This is a genomic window from Brevibacterium salitolerans, assembly GCF_039531405.1.
GTDB classification, from domain to species: domain Bacteria; phylum Actinomycetota; class Actinomycetes; order Actinomycetales; family Brevibacteriaceae; genus Brevibacterium; species Brevibacterium salitolerans.
Map to the genome: position 1 here is coordinate 22,934 of NZ_BAAAPZ010000012.1, position 18,238 is coordinate 41,171.

General features: G+C 71.2%; 15 protein-coding genes. 4 read left to right on the forward strand and 11 right to left on the reverse strand.

Going from position 1 to position 18,238, the window contains the following annotated elements; translation table 11 throughout:
* Positions 1-99 precede the first annotated feature (99 nt).
* From ABD240_RS12555 to mmsB, 3 genes are all read right to left on the reverse strand, one after another.
* Positions 100-1,455, reverse strand: a complete 1,356-nt coding sequence (locus tag ABD240_RS12555; RefSeq protein ID WP_344337604.1) for an aldehyde dehydrogenase family protein — start codon at positions 1,453-1,455, stop codon at positions 100-102.
* A 191-nt stretch (positions 1,456-1,646) separates the two neighbouring features.
* Positions 1,647-2,744, reverse strand: coding sequence for an NAD(P)-dependent alcohol dehydrogenase (locus ABD240_RS12560; RefSeq protein WP_291796189.1), 1,098 nt, complete (start codon positions 2,742-2,744; stop codon positions 1,647-1,649).
* 250 nt (positions 2,745-2,994) lie between these two features.
* Positions 2,995-3,906: a 3-hydroxyisobutyrate dehydrogenase gene (gene mmsB / locus ABD240_RS12565; protein ID WP_344337606.1), complete on the reverse strand. Its 912-nt coding sequence runs from the start codon at positions 3,904-3,906 to the stop codon at positions 2,995-2,997.
* A gap of 323 nt (positions 3,907-4,229) precedes the next feature.
* On the opposite strand from mmsB, the gene ABD240_RS12570 reads away from it, so the two are divergent.
* Positions 4,230-5,126: a LysR family transcriptional regulator gene (locus ABD240_RS12570; protein WP_291796193.1), complete on the forward strand. Its 897-nt coding sequence runs from the start codon at positions 4,230-4,232 to the stop codon at positions 5,124-5,126.
* Between the two features lie 237 nt (positions 5,127-5,363).
* Positions 5,364-7,265 carry an acyl-CoA dehydrogenase gene (locus ABD240_RS12575; protein ID WP_344337609.1) on the forward strand — a complete coding sequence of 634 codons (1,902 nt, stop codon included), beginning with the start codon at positions 5,364-5,366 and terminating at the stop codon, positions 7,263-7,265.
* Positions 7,266-7,419: 154 nt separating this feature from the next.
* Here ABD240_RS12575 and ABD240_RS12580 read toward each other — a convergent pair whose 3' ends face one another.
* Entirely contained in the window at positions 7,420-8,199 is a 780-nt protein-coding gene (locus tag ABD240_RS12580; RefSeq protein ID WP_344337611.1) for a class I SAM-dependent methyltransferase, read from the reverse strand.
* Between the two features lie 227 nt (positions 8,200-8,426).
* Positions 8,427-9,263 carry a 3-hydroxybutyrate dehydrogenase gene (locus ABD240_RS12585; RefSeq protein WP_291796201.1) on the reverse strand — a complete coding sequence of 279 codons (837 nt, stop codon included), beginning with the start codon at positions 9,261-9,263 and terminating at the stop codon, positions 8,427-8,429.
* A gap of 155 nt (positions 9,264-9,418) precedes the next feature.
* Here ABD240_RS12585 and ABD240_RS12590 point away from each other — a divergent pair, with 155 nt between their 5' ends.
* A complete protein-coding gene (locus tag ABD240_RS12590; protein ID WP_344337614.1) occupies positions 9,419-10,777 on the forward strand; it encodes an MFS transporter in 1,359 nt (452 codons plus the stop codon).
* 199 nt (positions 10,778-10,976) lie between these two features.
* On the opposite strand, the gene ABD240_RS12595 is transcribed toward ABD240_RS12590, so the two are convergent.
* From ABD240_RS12595 to ykgO, 6 genes are all read right to left on the reverse strand, one after another.
* A complete protein-coding gene (locus ABD240_RS12595) occupies positions 10,977-11,414 on the reverse strand; it encodes a nuclear transport factor 2 family protein (protein ID WP_291796207.1) in 438 nt (145 codons plus the stop codon).
* Between the two features lie 112 nt (positions 11,415-11,526).
* On the reverse strand, positions 11,527-12,801 hold the full coding sequence (locus ABD240_RS12600; protein ID WP_344337688.1) for an acyl-CoA dehydrogenase family protein: 1,275 nt from the start codon (positions 12,799-12,801) through the stop codon (positions 11,527-11,529).
* A gap of 247 nt (positions 12,802-13,048) precedes the next feature.
* Positions 13,049-14,449: a beta-ketoacyl-[acyl-carrier-protein] synthase family protein gene (locus ABD240_RS12605; RefSeq protein ID WP_344337617.1), complete on the reverse strand. Its 1,401-nt coding sequence runs from the start codon at positions 14,447-14,449 to the stop codon at positions 13,049-13,051.
* A 160-nt stretch (positions 14,450-14,609) separates the two neighbouring features.
* Positions 14,610-14,819 carry a type II toxin-antitoxin system VapB family antitoxin gene (locus tag ABD240_RS12610; RefSeq protein ID WP_344337619.1) on the reverse strand — a complete coding sequence of 70 codons (210 nt, stop codon included), beginning with the start codon at positions 14,817-14,819 and terminating at the stop codon, positions 14,610-14,612.
* Between the two features lie 117 nt (positions 14,820-14,936).
* Entirely contained in the window at positions 14,937-16,565 is a 1,629-nt protein-coding gene (locus tag ABD240_RS12615; RefSeq protein WP_344337621.1) for a class I adenylate-forming enzyme family protein, read from the reverse strand.
* Between the two features lie 202 nt (positions 16,566-16,767).
* Positions 16,768-16,890, reverse strand: coding sequence for a type B 50S ribosomal protein L36 (gene ykgO, locus ABD240_RS12620; protein WP_291796217.1), 123 nt, complete (start codon positions 16,888-16,890; stop codon positions 16,768-16,770).
* Between the two features lie 299 nt (positions 16,891-17,189).
* Between ykgO and ABD240_RS12625 the strand changes: the two genes are divergently transcribed.
* Complete coding sequence (locus ABD240_RS12625; protein WP_291796219.1) at positions 17,190-18,155, forward strand: GTP-binding protein; 966 nt, start codon at positions 17,190-17,192, stop codon at positions 18,153-18,155.
* Positions 18,156-18,238: the final 83 nt, after the last annotated feature.

The following is an 18,238-nucleotide window of genomic DNA, read 5'->3' on the forward strand; positions in this document are numbered from 1 at the left end:
CTGAGGAGCATGGTTCGGAGCACCGGCGGGAGCAGGGGCCGGAGCACCGGCGGAAAGGCCGCGCGGATCTCAGCGATCCGTGCGGCCTCGTGCGTCCGCTCAGTCCTGGACGATCGGGCGCTTCGCCACGGCACGGGCGTGGGAGAGCTCCCGGAAGCCGTGGATCGAGTGGTAGGCGCCGATCCCGCTGTGGTTGGCACCGCCGAAGGGCAGATTGGGCTCGAGGTAGTTGCCCGCCCAGCCGTTGATGCTCACTCCGCCGGAGGAGGTCTCCGCGAGCACCCGGGCCTCGGCCTCGGGGTCCGCCGTGAAGACGTGCATGGTGAGCGGCTTGGTGCGGCTGCGGATGCCGTCGATCACCTCGCCCAGCTCGTCGTAGGCGAACACCGGCAGCACCGGGCCGAAGATCTCGTCCTGCATGACGGCGGCGTCCTCGGGCACGTCGAGGAGGACGCAGGGCTCCACCGTCAGCGTCTCGCGGTCGCGCCGGCCGCTGCCGATCAGCTTGGCACCGCGCTCCACGGCATCGTCGATGTAGCCTGCGACCCGGTCGAAGTTCCGTTCGTCGACGATGCGGGAGAAGCGGTCGAGGTTGATCTCGTCGCCGTTGTAGACGCGGTCCTGCACCGCGCCCATGAAGCGGTCCACGAACTCGTCGCGCAGCGCCCGCTTCACGTACACGTGGTCCGGCGCCAGGCAGATCTGGCCGGCGTTGGACATCTTGCCGATCATGAGCGCCTGCGCGGCCGCGTCGAGGTCCGTGGTGCCGTCGATGACCGCGGGGCACTTGCCGCCCAGCTCCAGCGTGACGGAGGCCAGGTGCTTCGCCGCGGCGGCCATGACGACCTTGCCCACAGCAGGGCTGCCGGTGAAGAAGACGTGGTCGACGGGGAGCTCGGAGAGCGCGTTCGCGAGGTCCACTCCGCCCTCGAAGACCGCCACCTCGTCCTCGGAGAACGCCGCCCGGATGATCTCCGCCGCGAGCGCGGAGGTGGCCGGGGCGAGCTCGTTGGGCTTGACGATCGCGACGTTGCCGGCACCGATGATCGCCGCCAGCGGCTGGAAGGTCAGCAGGAAGGGGTAGTTCCACGGACCGTACAGGAGCACCTGGCCGCGGGCCTCGTACTGGACGAACGCCTCGGTGCCGGGGTATGAGACGGGCACGGCCTGCGGCTCCATCCACTCCGCGAGGTGCGCGATGATCCCGTCGATCTCCGCGAGCACACCGCCCAGCTCCGTCCCGGCGCCGGTGAAGCCGTCCGCGAACTTCTCCTTGGTGCGGCGCAGGTCCCGGTGCAGGGCCTCATCGACGTCGTCGGCGCGGCTGAGGAGCACCTCGCGGAGCCTCCCCAGCTTCTCCACCCGCTGCTCCGCGGTGGTGTTCCCCACCCTCCACTTGCTGCGCTGCTGGAGTTCGTGGACTCGTCGGATCTCGTTCGGGTCCCATGCGGACATAGGCGGATCACCTCCATGTGATGCGATAGCTGGGGCCGACACTACACCGGGAGGACACCGGCCTCGGCCCCCTTCTCACAGGGTGGTTCCCACTCGCCGGGGGCCGGTGCGCGCCCGGTGAGCGGGTCTGCGAGCGGGCCGGCGCCTCGGGAGCCGGCGGCTGTGCGCTCAGCCGCCGGCCGCGGCGTCGCTCAGTAGACGACGATGGGCTTGAGCGTGGTCCCCTCCGCGGAGTCCGCGAACGCGCGGTTGATCTCCTCGAGCGGATACGTGCGGGTGAGCTTCTCGAACGGGAAGACGCCGGTCTTGTGGAGCGCGATGAGCCGCGGGATGAACTCCTGCGGGACGGCATCGCCCTCGATCACCAGGCTCACCCGGATGCCGGAGGCCAGGCGAGTGCCCACGTCGATGGAGGCCTGCGTGCCCACCTTGGAGGCCCCTACGAGCACACCGTGCCCGAGGATGCGCAGCGAGTTGGTCATCTGGTTGAAGACCGCGGGCACACCGGTGGTGTCGAGCGCGTGCTGGACGCCGGTGCCGGTGATCTCCATGATCGCCTCCACCGGGTCCTGCTCCTTCGAGTTCACGGTGTGGGTGGCACCGAGCTCCCGGGCGAACTCGAGGCGGGACTCGACGATGTCGACGACGATGATGGTGGAGACGCCGGCCGCCTTCGCGGCGAGCACGCCGGCCATGCCGACCGCGCCGGTGCCGAACACGGCGAGCGAGTCGCCCGCCTTCACGTCCAGGACGTTGAGCACGGAGCCCGCACCGGTCATGATGCCGCAGCCCAGGGGTCCGAGCAGTTCGAGCGGCACCTCCTCGTCGACCTTGATCGCACCGCTGGCCACGACGTTGGAGTGCTCCGCGAAGGAGGACTGGCCGAAGAAGTGCGAGCCCACCGGGCCGTTCTCGTCGCTGAAGGCCCGGGAGCCGTCTCCGCGCACACCGGCGAAGTTCCGCTCGCCGAACTTCTCGCAGTACATGGGGTGCCCTGCGAAGCACTGCGCGCACTGGCCGCAGAACGCCGGCCCCAGCACCACGCGGTCGCCGGGAGCAAGGTCCGTGACCGCGCTGCCGACCTCCTCGACGATGCCCGAGCCCTCGTGCCCCAGCACGGCGGGGAGCTCGATGGGGTGCCACTGGTCACGGAAGATCGCATCCGTGTGGCAGATGCCGGACGCCACCATCTTCACGCGGATCTCATCCGGACGGGGATCGTCGAGCTCGACCTCGCGGATCTCCAGGTCCTTGCCGCCTTCGACCACCACGGCTGCACGCGTCTTCATCTCCGCCTCCTCAAGCACACCGGCTCGGGAATCCGCGGTCGGCGTGCGGATCGTCGTATTCGTCTGCGTGCATGACTCTAGACCTCGGCGCGGTCCGCGGGCAGGGCTCGCGGCTGTCTCGTTCCTCACCTGCGGGAGTGCCGGCCAACTCCCTGCCCCACTCCCCGGCCCCGCGCAGTGCACAGAAGTGCGCCCCGCGCAGTTCGCCGTGGAACCGCGCGGGGCGCACCCTCTCGTCAGAAGCGCTCGCTCAGGGCGCCTCGGGCAGGCCCTTCGCGTTCTCGTCGATGTTGCGGATGAGGACGGAGGTGTCCCGGTCCCCCCAGCCCTCGTCGATGAGCTTCTGCAGCTTCTCGTGGACGAGGCTCGCGGCGGGCAGGTCCAGGCCCTCGGACTCCGCGCCGGCGAGCGCCAGGCCCACGTCCTTGTGCATGAGCATGGTGGAGAAGCCGGCGGTGAACTCCCTCTCCGCCGGGGAGATGTCGACCACTCCGGGGACGGGGTACCAGTTGCGCAGCGGCCAGGAGTCGCCGGAGGACACCTTCGCGATGTCGAAGAAGACCTTGGGGTCGAGTCCGAAGCGCTGGGCCAGCACGGCGCCCTCGACCACGCCCTGGAGGCTGATGGCCAGCTGCATGTTGTTGACGATCTTGGCGGCCTGCCCGGCTCCGTCGCCGCCGGCGTGGAAGATGTTGCCGGCCATCGCCTCGACCACGGGGCGCACCGCCTCCACGTCCGCATCCGCGCCGCCGAGCATGAAGGTGAGCGTCCCCGCCTGCGCGCCGCCCACACCGCCGGAGACCGGCCCGTCGATGAACCGGAAGCCGCGCTCGCGGGCACCGGCGTGCAGGGCCCGCGCGGTGTCGACGTCGATCGTCGAGTCGTCCACCAGCAGCGTGTCCGTGGACGCGGAGTCGAAGACGCCGCCGGCGTCGAAGTACACGCTGCGGGCGTGCTCGCCCTTGGGCAGCATGCTGAAGACGAAGTCCGCGCCGGCCACGGCCTCGGCGATGGATCCCGCCGCCTGCACGCCGTCCGCGGCTGCCGCCTCCACCGCCGCCGGGACGACGTCGAAGCCCTTGACCGTGTGACCTGCCGCGATGAGGTTCTTCGTCATCGGGCGGCCCATGTTGCCCAGTCCGATCCAGCCGATGTTCGCCATGATGCCTCCTTGCACTCGCCTGTTCCTCCGTGCCGCTCCGGCTCGGCTCCGGGCCGTGCGGCTGACACCCCCAGAATATGCCCGCCGTCACACACCGCGCCCCTGCGCGCGGCCCGGGCGGCCGTCAGGAGGATCCGCTTCCGCACCGGAGGTGTGCACCGGTGCAGATGAGCCGCCGGCCTCGTGCCGTGCCGGAGCCTCGCAGCAGGCCCGCCTCCGTCCGGCACGCGCGTGCGGCGGCCGGCGTCTGCGCATCCTTCCGCGAGCCCCTGCGCCGGTGCGTCAGCGCAGACCCACCGCGGCCCCACGGATACGATGCCTCCATGACCAGCTCGCACGTGCCGTCGGCCTCCGGCCCCCGCATCGCGCCGGATGACCTCCTCACCCTCCTCGCCGTCGCCCGGCTGGGCAAGTACACGGCGGCCGCCCACAGCCTCGGCGTCAACCACACGACGGTCTCCCGCCGCATCGCCTCCCTGGAGAAGGCGGTGGCGGACCGCGTGCTCACCCAGGCCCCCGAGGGCTGGGAGCTCACCGCGCGCGGCAGGCAGCTGCTGCCCGCCGCGGAGGCCGTGGAGACCGCCCTCGCCTCCGTCGCCGGGCCCGCCCCGGAGGAGGGCGGCGCGGGACGCCGCCTGTCCGGGACCGTGCGCATCGCCGCGCCGGAGGGCTTCGTCCGCACCTTCGCCATGCCGGCGCTCAGCCGCCTGCAGCGCAACCACCCGGGCCTGCAGGTGGAGCTCCAGACCGCCACGCAGCGCGCCCGCCGCTACCGCTCCGGGATGGACATCGAGATCGTGGTGGGCCGTCCGGACACGCGCCACTCCACCGCCCACTACCTGCGCTCGTACTCCCTGGGCCTCTTCGCCGCGCCGTCCTACCTCGCCCGCCACGGGGAGCCGGAGACGGAGGAGGCGCTGGCGGACCGCCGGCTCATCTACTATCCGGAGCACTCGCTGGAGGTCGACGGTCTCCTCAACGCGGCGGAGTCGCTGCCGGAGACGGCCGGCTACTTCCGCTCCAACTCGGTGAATGCGCAGCTGCAGGCCACGCAGATGGGCGTGGGGATCGGCCTCCTGCCGGTGTACGCCGCGCAGGGCGACGACTCCCTGGTCCGCGTGCTGCCGGAGTTCGACAAGGTCATGGAGTACTGGGCGTCGGTGCGGCCGGAGGCGCTGCGCAGCCCGGTGGTGGAGCACGTCCTCGCCGCACTGCGCTGAGGATGCGGCGCGGCGGTGCTGTGCTGCTGTGCTCGCCTCTCGCGCTCCGTGAACCCGTGAACCCTCACAGCCACCCACCCATACGCGGGCGGCTGAGCACACAGCCGGTGCCAGGACGCCCCACCGCCGCTTCCACCCCGCCGAATCCGCCGCACCCTCCCGCTACAGTGGTACTTAACGCTCATTCGATAGGCGTGACCGACCAATGCTGTTCGTCCGCGAAAGGCTGATGCCCCTATGACCGAATCGATCCTGTCCCGCCGCGACCTGCGCTTCCTGCTCCACGACTGGCTCGACGTCTCCGCGCTCACGGAGCGGGAGCGCTTCGCGGACCACTCCCGCGAGACCTTCGACTCGCTCCTCGAGGTCTCCGAGGACATCGCACGCGAGCACTTCGCCCCGCACTACCGCAAGAACGACCTCAACGAGCCCACGTTCGACGGCGAGACGGTCCACATCATCCCGGAGGTCAAGGCCGCTCTGGACACGTTCGCGGAGTCCGGCCTGCTCACGGGTGCCGTCGACGAGGAGTACGGAGGCATCCAGCTGCCCCACACCGTCTCCCGCGCCTGCTTCGCCTGGTTCCAGGCTGCGAACATCGCCACCTCCAGCTACGCGATGCTCTCGATGGGCAATGCCGCCCTCCTCCTGGCCCACGGCACGCCGGAGCAGATCGAGCGCTATGTCGTCCCGGAGCTGGAGGGCCGCTTCACGGGCACCATGTGCCTCTCCGAGCCGGAGGTGGGCTCCTCGCTGAGCGACGTCTCCACCCGTGCCGTCCCCCAGGACGACGGCACCTACCGCGTGCACGGCCAGAAGATGTGGATCTCCGGCGGCGAGCACGAGCTCAGCGAGAACATCGTGCACCTCGTCCTCGCCCGCGCTGAGGGCGATGCGCCGGGCGTCAAGGGCCTCTCGCTGTTCATCGTGCCCAAGAAGCTGGTGAATGACGACGGCAGCGTGGGCCAGCGCAATGACGTGGTGCTCAGCGGGCTCAACCACAAGATGGGCTGGCGCGGGACCACCAACACGCTGCTGAACTTCGGAGAGGGCGCGTTCACGCCCGGCGGCAAGAGCGGTGCCGTAGGGCATCTCGTGGGCGAGCGCGGCAAGGGCCTCGCGTACATGTTCCACATGATGAACGGCGCGCGGATCGGTGTGGGCTCCGGCGCTGTGGCGCTGGGCTATCGCGGCTACCTCGCCGCCCTGGAGTACGCCCGTGACCGCATCCAGGGCCGCCCGCTCGAGGACAAGGATCCGGCGGCTCCGCCCGTGCACCTCGTGCGCCACCCGGACATCCGCCGGATGCTCCTGGCCTCGAAGTCCTACGTGGAGGGCGGCATGGCCCTCGTCCTCTACGCGGCCAGGCTGCTGGACGAGTCCCAGACCGCGCCCGAGGCCGCCGACCGCGAGCGCGCCGACCTCCTCCTCGACGTGCTCACTCCGCTCGTGAAGACGTGGCCCTCGCGCTGGTGCCTCAAGGCCAACGACCTCGCGATCCAGGTGCTGGGCGGCGCCGGGTACACGCGCGACCACGACGTGGAGCAGCTCTATCGCGACAACCGACTCAACCCCATCCACGAGGGTACGGACGGCATCCAGTCCCTCGACCTGCTGGGCCGCAAGGTCCGCATGAAGGGCGGCGCCGGACTGCGGCTGCTGGCCGAGACGATCCGCGCGACGACCGCGAAGGCGGAGGGGACCGCCTGGGCAGAGCAGGCCGCCGCACTGGAGACCGCACTGGCGCGCACGGAGTCCGTCACCGCGACGCTGTGGGCGGACGGGGATCCGCTGCAGGCGCAGTCGAACTCGTGGGAATACCTCGAGGCCGTGGGCCACACCGTCATGGCCTGGCTGTGGCTGGAGCAGGCGCTCGCGGCGGACGCCGCCGAGGCCCGCACGGGTGACAGCGCAACCTCCGGTGGCACCGATGCGGGTGCCACCGCGAGCGGTGCGGACTCGTCTGCGGGGAGCGCGGCCAGCCGTGCATCCGGTGCCGATGACACCGCCTTCTACGCCGGCAAGCGCGCCGCTGCCCGGTACTTCTTCAGCCACGAGCTGCCGCGGGTGCACCCGCAGTTCGATCTGCTGGAGAGCCTGGACCGGACCTTCGCGGACCTCGACGACGCCGTCCTCTGAGCACCCGGCACGTCACGCTTCCGAGCCCGGAAGGGCTCACACCCAAACCCTCAGGTTACGTCTGCGTAGCGGCCGCCCACCACGGCCGCTACGCAGACGTAACTTCGAGGCTCTCGGGGGCCGGGGGCGGTGCGGTGCGTTCAGGGTGGTGCGCTCAGCGCCGCCGGGCCAGGAGTGCTCCGTGCGGCCGCGCTCCCGCGTCATGCCGGGTATGGGGCTCCTCCACGACGAAACCAGCTTCCGCGACCACGGTGGAGAGCTCCCCGACCGGCCAGAACCAGGCCGTCGTCACCGCGTGGTCGAAAGGCTCGCACCGCGGCCCCTCGAAGAAGCCCATGAGCAGGCTGCCCCCGGGCACCAGCACTCGGGCGAACTCGGTGAGAGCGGCGGGCAGGGCCTCGGGAGCGGTGTGGATGAGGGAGTACCAGGCGAGGATCCCCTGCACGCTCGCGTCCGACTCTCCCAGCTCCTCAGCCCGCCCGAGGCGGAATGCAGTGGAGGGAAACCTGCTCCGCGCGAGGGCGAGGAAGGCGGGCGCAGGATCGATGCCGACGACATGGATCCTCGGCGAGCCCTGCCTCTCGGGCTCGCCGGTGCGCAGCAGAGGCACGTCTGCGACCGCAGAGGCGGGATGATCAACCCTGCCGGCCGGGGCCTCGGCCGGACCGGCACGGTGGTCGGCTGCGCCCGCCGAGCGCTCACACCCATCAGCAAGCCGCGCATCCAGCCACGCAGTCCAGTGCCCGGGGCCGCAGCCCACATCGAGAAGCAGCGGCGCGCCGTCCTCGTCCTGCCGGCCGTCGGAAGTGACGTCTGCGCACCGGACGCCCACCACGTCCGGTACACAGACGTCACGTGAGGTGGGCACAATCCTGCGCAAGGAGTCCGCCCAGCGGCCCACGAGCGCGCGATCGGCCTCTGCGGTCGCATCCATGGATCCCAGGAGCTGCGTGTACTCCTCGGCTCTGCGGTCGTAGGCATTCTCCGCAGGAAGATCTGCGGAGAAGCTCTCCCCTTCAGACCCCTCAGCTGCCGAGCACGCTGCGGCAGCCTGCACTGGGGCACGTGACGCACTCACCGCACCGGTGTCCGCGCTGACCGGCCCCTCGGCGGAGGGATGCGCACCGGTGGCTCTCCCGCTCGCACCCCCGGCGCGTTCGCTCACGCAGCGGACCAGCCGCCGTCGATCGAGTGCGCGGCTCCGTTGATGGCGCGGCCGGCCTCGGAGGCGAGCAGCACGGCGATCGCGGCGACGTCGTCGGGCACCGGCAGCGACGGGACCGCTGAGTGTTCGAGGAAGACCTCGTCCAGCACCGCGTCCTCGCTGATGCCACGCTGAGCGGCGAGGTCCGCCACCTGGTTCTGCACCAGGGGCGTCATGACGTAGCCGGGGTTGATCGCGTTGCAGGTCACGCCCTTGGGGCCGCCCTCCAGCGCCGTCGTCTTGGTCAGTCCCATGATCCCGTGCTTGGCGGCGACGTAGGCGGACTTGTTCGCCGAGGCCCGCAGCCCGTGGACGGACGAGAGGTTGATGATCCGGCCCCAGCCGCGCGCGTACATGCCCGGCAGCGCCGCCTTCGTGAGGACGAACGGTGACTCCAGCATGAGCCGCTGGATGAGCCGCCACTCCTCCAGCGGGAAGCCCTCGACCGGGTGGATGCGCTGGATGCCGGCATTGTTGACGAGGACGTCCACCTCGAGCGGCTCTGCGGCGAACCGCGCCTCGAGGGCGTCCGTGTCCGCGAGGTCCACCTCCCAGGCCTCCGCAGAACCCGCACCCGAGGCCGGCCCCGCAGCAGAGGCCTCCCCGGTCGCTGCAGAACCCGCACCCGAGGCCGCCGCGGCGATCTCCGCGACCACGGCCTCGGCTCCGGCGGCATCCCTGTCCGCGACGATCACGTGCGCACCCTCCGCGGCGAAGGCGAGCGCGGTGGCGCGGCCGATCCCGGAGGCGGCACCGGTGACGAGGGCACGGCGGTTCTTCAGCAGATCAGTCATGTGAGCAACGATACGCCGGGGCACGGACGCGGAGGCGTTCCCCTGCCGCGAACCGCCCTGCTAGAATCCGGTGCAGTTGTGTATCTACCGGCCGTCGGCATTCCGGCGGACAGCGGCGGCACCATTCTCACCGCGTCCCCGACCCCCGAAGAGCCATGACACAGACGCACACCTCCTCCGTCGGCACTGCCCCGAACGATCCGGCAGGCGGCGGTGCCGCACTGAGTGACGCCGCCCGGAACGGCGCAGCGCAGCCCAGCGTGCTCAGCCTCGCGGGCCTCCCCTACTTCCCCATCGCCTTCATCGCGCGCCTTCCCTTCGCGATGATGGTCGTGGGTGTGCTCACCGTGGCCGTCTCCGCCCGAGGCTCCCTCTCCCTCGGCGGCCTCACCTCCGCCTTCGTGGGCGTCGGCACGGCGGTGGTGGGTCCGCTGCTGGGGGCGGCTGCGGACAGGTTCGGCCAGCGCCGCGTGCTGCTGCTCATCGCGCCGGTCAACAGCGTCCTGCTCCTCGTCTTCTGCGCGGTCGTGTACAGCCAGGCGTCGCCGGCGCTGCTGCTCCTCGCGGCGTTCGGGATCGGTGCGACGGCACCGCAGGTCGCACCCATGTCGCGGTCGCGCCTCGTGACGCTCATCGCGGAGCGCATGGCACCCGCTCGCAGGCCCAAGGCGCTCTCCGCGACCATGTCCTACGAGTCCGCCGCGGACGAGATGGTGTTCGTGTTCGGTCCCTTCCTGGTCGGCATCCTCGCCTCCGCCCTCACCCCGTGGGCGCCGCTGGCCATCGCCGCCGCGCTCTCCGCGGTCTTCGTCATCGCCTTCGCCCTGCACCCCACCGGCCGTGCCGTCTCCGCCGCCCGGAGCGAGGACGGCTCCGCACCGTCGTCGGCACGCGAGCTCTTCCGTCCCGTCCTGCTCACGGTGGTCGTGGGCATCTTCGGTGTGGGGCTGTTCTTCGGCTCAGTGCTCACCTCGCTCACCTCCTTCATGGCGGACCTGGGCGAGTCCGAGAGGGCAGGGCTGTTCTACGGGATCATGGGCATCGGCTCCGCCGTACTCGCTCTCGGCATGGCGTGGCTGCCCGCACGGTTCTCCCTCCGTGCGCGCTGGCTCACCTTCGGCCTGCTCCTGCTGGGCGGCAGCCTCCTGCTCGCGAACGCCACCGCGCTGGCTGCCGTCGTCGTCGCGCTGGCGCTCATGGGCACCGGTGTGGGCCCCGTGCTCGTCACGCTGTACGGGCTCGGCGCGGACCGGAGCCCGCTGGGCCGTTCGGCCACCGTCATGACGATGCTGGGCTCCGGCGTCATCGTGGGGCAGTCGCTCGCGGCTGCGGGCACCGGCCAGGTGGCCGAGGCGCTCGGCACCGGCACCGCGCTCTGGGCGCCGGTGTGCGCGGCCTCCGTCGTGGTGCTCGCGGGTGCCGCGAACTGGTTCCTCACCGGACATGCAGACACCGCCGAGGCCTCCGCCACGCGGGCCTCCGCTGCGCGGGTCTCTGTCGCTGCGGACGAGTGACGCTCGCGGGTGCGTGCACGGGCATTCGCCTAATCACCAGATGACACCCGCTTCTCCCTCAGGACACCCGCCTCTCTCCGCCGAGAAGCGGGTGTCCTGGAGACAAAGCGGGTGCGGTCCCCACCAGCAGGTGCGGTCCCCGCCCGCGAGTGCGCGCTCGGTCCCCCTGAAGAGCCGCAGCGCCCGAGGCCGCCTTCCCTCAGGCGTCCGCCGAACCCTCGCGGTAGATCTTGGCGCGTGCGATCCGCCCTTCCTCCAGGTCGAACACCGCAAGGAGCGCCGCACTCTTCACCACTCCCTCGTAGGTCCATTCCTCGGTCATCTCCGCGACCACCGATTCCCCGCCGTCGATCACACGCACCACGGTGAGCGTGGGAAGGACAGCGCTCATCGCCTGCCCGAAGAAGTCCCGCAGACCTCCGGCCGGGACCGCATAGTCGCCAGTGACCCAGCGGGCGTCCTCCGTGAAGTCCGCGAGCAGTGCGTCGAGGTCCTTCGCGTTGAACGCGCTGACGTGCCGCTCCACGAGCGCCTCCGCGGGGGTCGGGGTACCAGCGGAAGTCGAGGCGTCCACCGCGTCCCCCGGCCCCTCCGGCACTGCAGAACGATCCGCTCCCACACGATCCGTTCCCACCATGTCTCTCCCTCTCCTCCGGCACCTCACGGTCTCCAGCGCACCGTGTCCTCCGGCGCACCGGCTCCGCCGGCACACCGCGCCCCCGGCTCCGCCGGAGCGGCGGCACACCGCCTCAGTCGTCGAGCAGTGCCGCCGCGTACATGGGGCGGGCGGCATCCTCGCTGGGCGGGTGGAAGAGCCCGGCGGTCGCGTCGCGGAACAGGCGGCTGAGCTCGTGGGCGTTGCCGAACCCTCGCCCGCTCGTGCACATGAGCGCGGTCTCCGCGCACCGGCGCGCAGCCGTCGAAGCGTTGATGCGGGCACTCACCAGCCGCAGCGGCCAGCCGGCTCCGTGATCCGTGAGCTCGTCGAACTCACGCGTGTACGTCTCCAGCTGTGCGGGGACGGCCATGAACTCCAGGTGCGCATCCGCCAGCCGCACGCGTGACTCCGGCACCTCCGCATACGTCATGTCCTTCTTCAGCGAGCGGCGCGCCTTCAGCCCTTCCGCACCCAGCTCCAGCGCCCGCCTCGCCACACCGGCATAGACGGAGGCGATGAGCAGCTGGAAGCCGCTCGTGATGGCGAAGGTGAGGAGGTCCGGCACCGGACCGGGCTCGATCCGCCGCGCCACCCGGTGTGCAGGCATCCGCGCACCGTCGAGGATCGTGGCGCGGCTCTGCGAGGCGCGCATGCCCATGACGTCCCAGTCGCCGGACACCGTGATGCCGTCGCCGGGGCCGGGCTCACCGGCAGCCGCGCCGGCCCCGTCCGTTCCGCTCGCATTCTCCCCGACGCCCCGCGCCGCCGCGTACTGCGCCCGTGCCTCCTCCGGCGTCCGCTCGAGGAAGCCGTAGACCAGCGCGGGCGCCTCGGGGTCCGTCGTCTCGTCCAGACCGTGCGCGATGAGACGCGTCCACACCGGGGAGAGCGAGGTGAAGATCTTCACGCCGCTGAGCCGGTACCCACCTTCGCCGTCCGGCACCGCTGTGGTGGTGGAGCCCTGCATGACCCAGTCATTGGAGGGCTCGCTGATCCCGAAGGCGAAGATCTCCCCCGCCATGACCTCGTCGAACACCCAGTTCAGCGAGTCGTCACCGCGGTCGTCCAGCGCCTTGACCACACCGGTGCACATGAGGTGCATGTTGACGGCGAGCGCAGTGGCCGGAGCGGCCGTCGCCAGGCGCTGCTGCAGCCGGGAGACCTGGTTGAGGCTCAGTCCGGGACCGCCGTGTGCGGTGGGCACGAAGAGGGTGAGATAGCCGCGCTCACGCAGCTCCTCGAGGTCCTCGTCGAAGAAGCGGTTCTCCGCGTCGTACACCGCCGCACGCTCGCGGAAGCGCTGCAACAGCTCCTCCGGCAGGTACTGCTCCGCGAGCTCCGCGTGCCGCTGCTCCCGATCCGTCATCCTCGTCCCCTCGCTCTCGCCGCCCGTGGTGTCACTGCTCACGCTACTCTCCGCCCCGCCCGCGCCCGTACCTCCGCCCACCTGACGCGTCCTCCGACACGGCCTGCATGAACAAGGAGATGCCACTCCTCGGCAACACCGTTGAAACCATCGTCGCAACCGTCATCAGCGGCCTGGTGGTTGCGGCCGTCACGGCAGACTCGCGCCCAGAGCCTGAGCCTTCACCACTCATCGTCCACATCGAGATTCACTCGGACCGGAACAGCAGCGCCCCGTTGTGCCCGCCGAACCCGAACGAGGTGGAGAGCACGCTGCGCACCGACTGACTGCGCGCGGCTCCACGCACGAAGTCCCAGCCTTCGAACGCCGGCTCGTCCAGATTGAGGGTGGGCGGCAGCAGCCCCGCGCGCAGCGTGTGCACTGCAATCACCGCTTCCACCACGCCCGAGGCCCCGAGCAGGTGTCCGGTGCTGGACTTGGTGGCGCTGATGGGCACCGTGCGGGCTTCCTGGCCCAGCGCCGCCTCGAGCGCGCGCAGCTCAGCCTCGTCGCCGGCCGGCGTGCCGGTGCCGTGGGCGTTGATGTGGTCGACGACCACCGAGGCGGCGCCCGCGTCCGCACCGGTGTGCGAAGCCCCAGCGCCCGGGCCCGCTGAGTCCCCCGCGCTCATCGCTGCCGCGTCCGCCAGGCACTCGCGCACCGCGGCTGCGGCGCCCCGGCCCTCCGGATGCGGTGCGGTGGGGTGGTGGGCATCGGAGGAGGCACCGAAGCCGGCGAGCTCTGCGAGGATGCGGGCGCCTCGGGCGCGGGCGGAGTCCTCGGACTCCAGCAGGACGGCCGCCGCCCCCTGGGACATGACGAAGCCGGACCGTGCGGCGTCGAAGGGCCGGCTGGCCGCCGCCGGGTCGCCCTCATAGCCCGCCGCGAGCGCGCGCATGTTCGCGTTCGACGCCAGGTTCACCCCGCCGAGGCAGTCCTCCATCCCGACCACCAGGACGGCATCGGCATAGCCGTGGCGGATGCGCCGCAGGCCCTCCCCCAGGCCGATGGCCCCCGAGGCGCAGGTGGCGGAGACCCCCTGGCCCGGGCCGAGGATCCCGTGCCGCTGGCTGAGCAGTGCGGCGGCGGAGTCAGGGGCACCGTAGATGGCGAGTGTGAGCGGGACGGCGCGCGGGCCGCCGGAGTCCAGCGCACGCGTGGCGGCCTGCATGGCGTCGACGGGCCCGGAACCGGTCGCGGCGATGACGGCGATGCGCACCGGGTCCCAGGGGAGCTCCTCCGGGACCGCGGGCGGGTTCCCGGCCCCGGCCTCGGGCACGGTGGTGACCTGCGGTGACCTCGCTGCGCTCTCTGCAGCAGAATCCGCCGCCGAGGCGCACGCCTGTGCCAGCGCCTCGTCACCGGCCGCCACGGCCCAGTGCTGCACGGGGCTCAGCCGGCGGGCCAGGGAGCGGGGGAAGTACGCGGCGGCGTCGAAGTCGCGCACCTGGCCGCCGATCCGCACCGCCAGGTCCGCGTACTGCTCGCCCTCGAGCTCGCGGATCGCGCTGCGGCCGGCGGCCACCGAGTCCCACAGCGCCTGCGCACTGGTGCCGCTGGGTGTCACCGCACCCATGCCGGTCACGACCACTCGTCGCCGCTCAGTCATCGCCGCCTCCTGCCGGTCCGGATTCCGCTCTGCCCTGTGCACCACGCACGTGCACAGCTCAGGCTAACCATGTCCAGCCCTGCGAAGTCACGAGGTGCGTCAGCGAGACGGCTCTATGCACTCGTGCTGCAGTGCGGACACCCTCGCGATGCGACAGAAGTCATGTCGCGGGAGGGGACGGCCTCGCGACTGGTGCATTCAGTTCGTCCGGCAGATCGGTGAGCTCCGCGATGCCGTCGATCATCGCGTCCTTCTGCTTCGACGCGATGAGGCGACGCAGTGCGAGGTCGAGGACCGCCCGGTTCGAGCGCTCACCCGTCAATGCCCTCGCGCGTTCGATCAGCTGTGGATCCAGGTCAACACTCGTCATGACCATCGCCTGCTCCCTTCACTCGCCATATGAGCGATTACATGACTGCGTTCTTCACCGCCGTTCTCCCCTTGGTCCTCTGCACCAGAGCGACAGCAAGCGCGAGGACGACGTGCCTCACAGCCGTCTCGCACGTCCTTCCTGCACGAGCTCCGCAGTGGCCGGACGCCTGATCTTCTGACCCACCGTGCGGGGTAGGCGATCCACCGCGTACCAGCGCCGCGGTACGAACTGCGGGGCGAGGCGGGCGTGCGCCCACTCCTGCAGCTGCGCCTTTCCTGGCACACCGGCCGCACTCTCCGGCTCCACCACGAGAGCCACGACGGTGCCCAGCGCGGCATCCGGCAGCGCCACCGCGCACACCGCTCCCAGCCCGGGCATGCCGTCGAAGGCGCGCTCCACCTCGGGCAGGGCGACCTTGTGCCCGCCGGTCACGGCGATGTCGCCCCTGCGTCCCACCAGCTGCAGCCGCGGCCGAGGTGCCGGGGAGCCTGCCGCTCCGGCCTCGGCTGAAGCGACCCCTCCGGTGGAGGCGCCTCCGGTACCGGGGCCGGCCTCGGCGGCAGACTGCCCACCCTCCGCCGGCACCAGCCTGCCCTGGTCGTGGACGGTGGCCCAGCCGTCCGCACCGCGCAGCACCTCCGTCGTGGTTCCGGCGAGGTAGCCGTCCGAACACGCATCGGCGCGGATCCACAGCGTGCCCAGCTCACCGTCCGGCACGGGGTTCCCGGCGTCGTCGCGGATGCTCGCCTCGATGCCGTCGTAGAGGCTGATGAGCGTACCGTCGCCGTCACGGCTGTCACCGATGAAGCCGATCTCCGCGGCACCGTAGTAGCTGATGAGGCGCACTCCGGGCAGCGCCTCGGCCAGGCCGGTGCGGATGGACTCCGGCAGGTTCGCGCCGCCGGTGACCACGAGCTCCAGGGAGGCGAAGCGCTCGGGGTCACGGCGAGCAGCGACGGCGAGGCCCTGAGCGACGGCGGGGACGGCGACCACGCGGGTGATGCCAACGGCTGCGATCCGGCGACCGGCGTCGATCGCATCGAACTGATCTGCCATGTGCGCGCTGCCGCCGGTCGCCATGCACTCGATGAGCGCGTAGAGCGTGAGGCTGTAGGAGACGGGGCCGGGCGCCAGTGTCGCGACGCCGGGCAGCGGCTCGAGGTGGGCGCTGGAGACGGCGACGTTCGCCCGGTACTGCTCGCGCGTCTTGAGGAAGGCCTTGGGATTGCTGGTGGTGCCGGAGGAGAACAGCATGAGGAACGGCTCCTCGCCGCCGCGCACGGCAGGCATCGGCGCGGGCACGGCTCCGCCCTCGAGCTCCCGGAACTCCTGCAGCGAGACGACCGTGCCGGTCCAGCCCCGGGCGGCGAGAGCCTCCGCGAGATCCGCGGAATCACTGACGATGACGCCGATGTCGGTGGAGAGCACCACCCCCACACGGTGTTCGATGGGCCAGCGCGGGTCGAGGGTCGCGGAGACCGCCCGGTACCCGGCGAGTCCGGCGACGATGCGGGAGGTGTGGAATGCGGACTCCACGCTGACGGCCGTGATGGGGATGCCGCGAGTCTCCGGGGCAGGCGCAGGAGGCTCCGGCTGGGCACGGTGGAGGGACTCGACCGCGGCGAACATGTGCCGGGAGTCCTCGACCAGCTCCGCATAGGTGAGGCGTCCGTCCTCACCCGCAATCGCGATCCTGTCCGGATGCTGTTCCGCGGTCTGCAGAACGACGTGGGTGATGGGCACTCTCAACCTCCCGAGGACTGTGCGGCGGCCTGCGGCAACAGACCGTGTTCAGTCTAAGGAGCAGCGGCGGGCGTGCTGCGACGGACGCTCTGTTGCGCGGGCTGCCGCGCGGAGTCGCGTCACGACACTTCGCACCCATTGGCGTCATTCACCCGAGCACACGTGCGCACAGCGTCAACAGGTGCGAGTCAGCGCGAGAACGTCACCCCTGCCGCCCCTTGAAGCGCGGGTTGAGCTTGTTGATGACGTAGGTGCGCCCCTTGCGCCGCACCACCTGCGCTCCGGGCTGCTTCTTGAGCGAACGCAGGGAGTTGCGGACCTTCATCTCGACCTCCTATGTGGAATGATTATCAACATCACTCAGAATACACACTCCAGGCGAAGGAACCGAGCCACATGGCAGCAGCAGGCGAGAACCCCCTCAGAGACGACCCCCGAAGCGGACGGCGCCTCCGAAAAGGAAGGCACGTCGAGACCGAGCAGCCGACCACGGTCCACACGGGAGAGACAAGGGACCCGCACCTCGGGGTCCCCGCCACCAGTGGCACAGACGTGATCGCCGTCGTCGGAGCATGCACCCCCGAGCGCCGCGAATATGCGCGCCGCCTGGCTGCCTCCCGCCACATGACGCTCGTCCCCGCCGGTCAGCTGGCCGGCCCCGCAGACCCGGACGAGACCCTCCGCTCCGCACTCGCGCTCAACACCCGCGTCCCCGGCTCGACCGGCCTCGTCCTGGAGTACCCCGTGGAGACCTCCGCGCGCAGCATCGTCGCGGACCACACCCACGAGGGAAGCCCCACCCGCCTGCGCGAGCTGATCTGCATCGTCGACGCCGCGCACCTCCTCGCCGACCTCACCACCACGGCACACGTGCCCCTCGGCCGCAGCGACGCCGAGGGGACGCCTCTCACGGCTCCGCGCGCTGAGCTGATCGTCACGCAGATCGAGTTCGCCTCGACCGTCGTGCTCACCAACTGCAGCCTCCTCCGCCGCGAGGAGCAGGACGCGCTCCGGTCCCTCACCAGCCACCTGAGCCCCGAGGCGCACGTGGAGCTGGCGAGCGTCACGCGGCGGGCGGACTACCCGAACCCCGGAGCCGGGTATGCGACAGCGCCGTACACCCGGGAGCAGACGCGGCCGGGATGGATCGCCCTCCTCAACGACGAGTTCGCACCACAGCATCGCCACAGCAGAGTGAGCGCACTGCGCTACGAGCAGATGAGACCCTTCCACCCGAGGCGCCTCGCCCGCGCACTGCAGAGCCACGAGGCCCTCGGCCGAGGCCGGCTCCTGCGCTCGGTCGGCTTCTGCCGGCTGTGCTCGCGCCCGCACATCACCGCCCAGTGGGGGCAGGTGGGCGGCAGCTTCTCGCTCACACCCGCAGCCCTGGACAGCCGGCTGACCGCCGCCGACGAGCCGCTCGCCCTCGGCCAGGATCTCGCGCTCATCGGCCTCGACCTGGATCTCCGTCAGCTGGCCGAGGCCCTGGATGCCGCCGCACTCACCGACGCAGAGCTCCTCGCCGGCCCCGAGGCCTGGCGCACCTACCCGGACCCGTTCCCTGCGTGGAGAGGCGCGGACCAGCGGTGACATCCGAGCCGGTGGTGCTCCCGCGCCCGAGGACACCGCCGGCCTCCGGACAGCACTCGCACACCTGCGTTCGCGCAACGGTC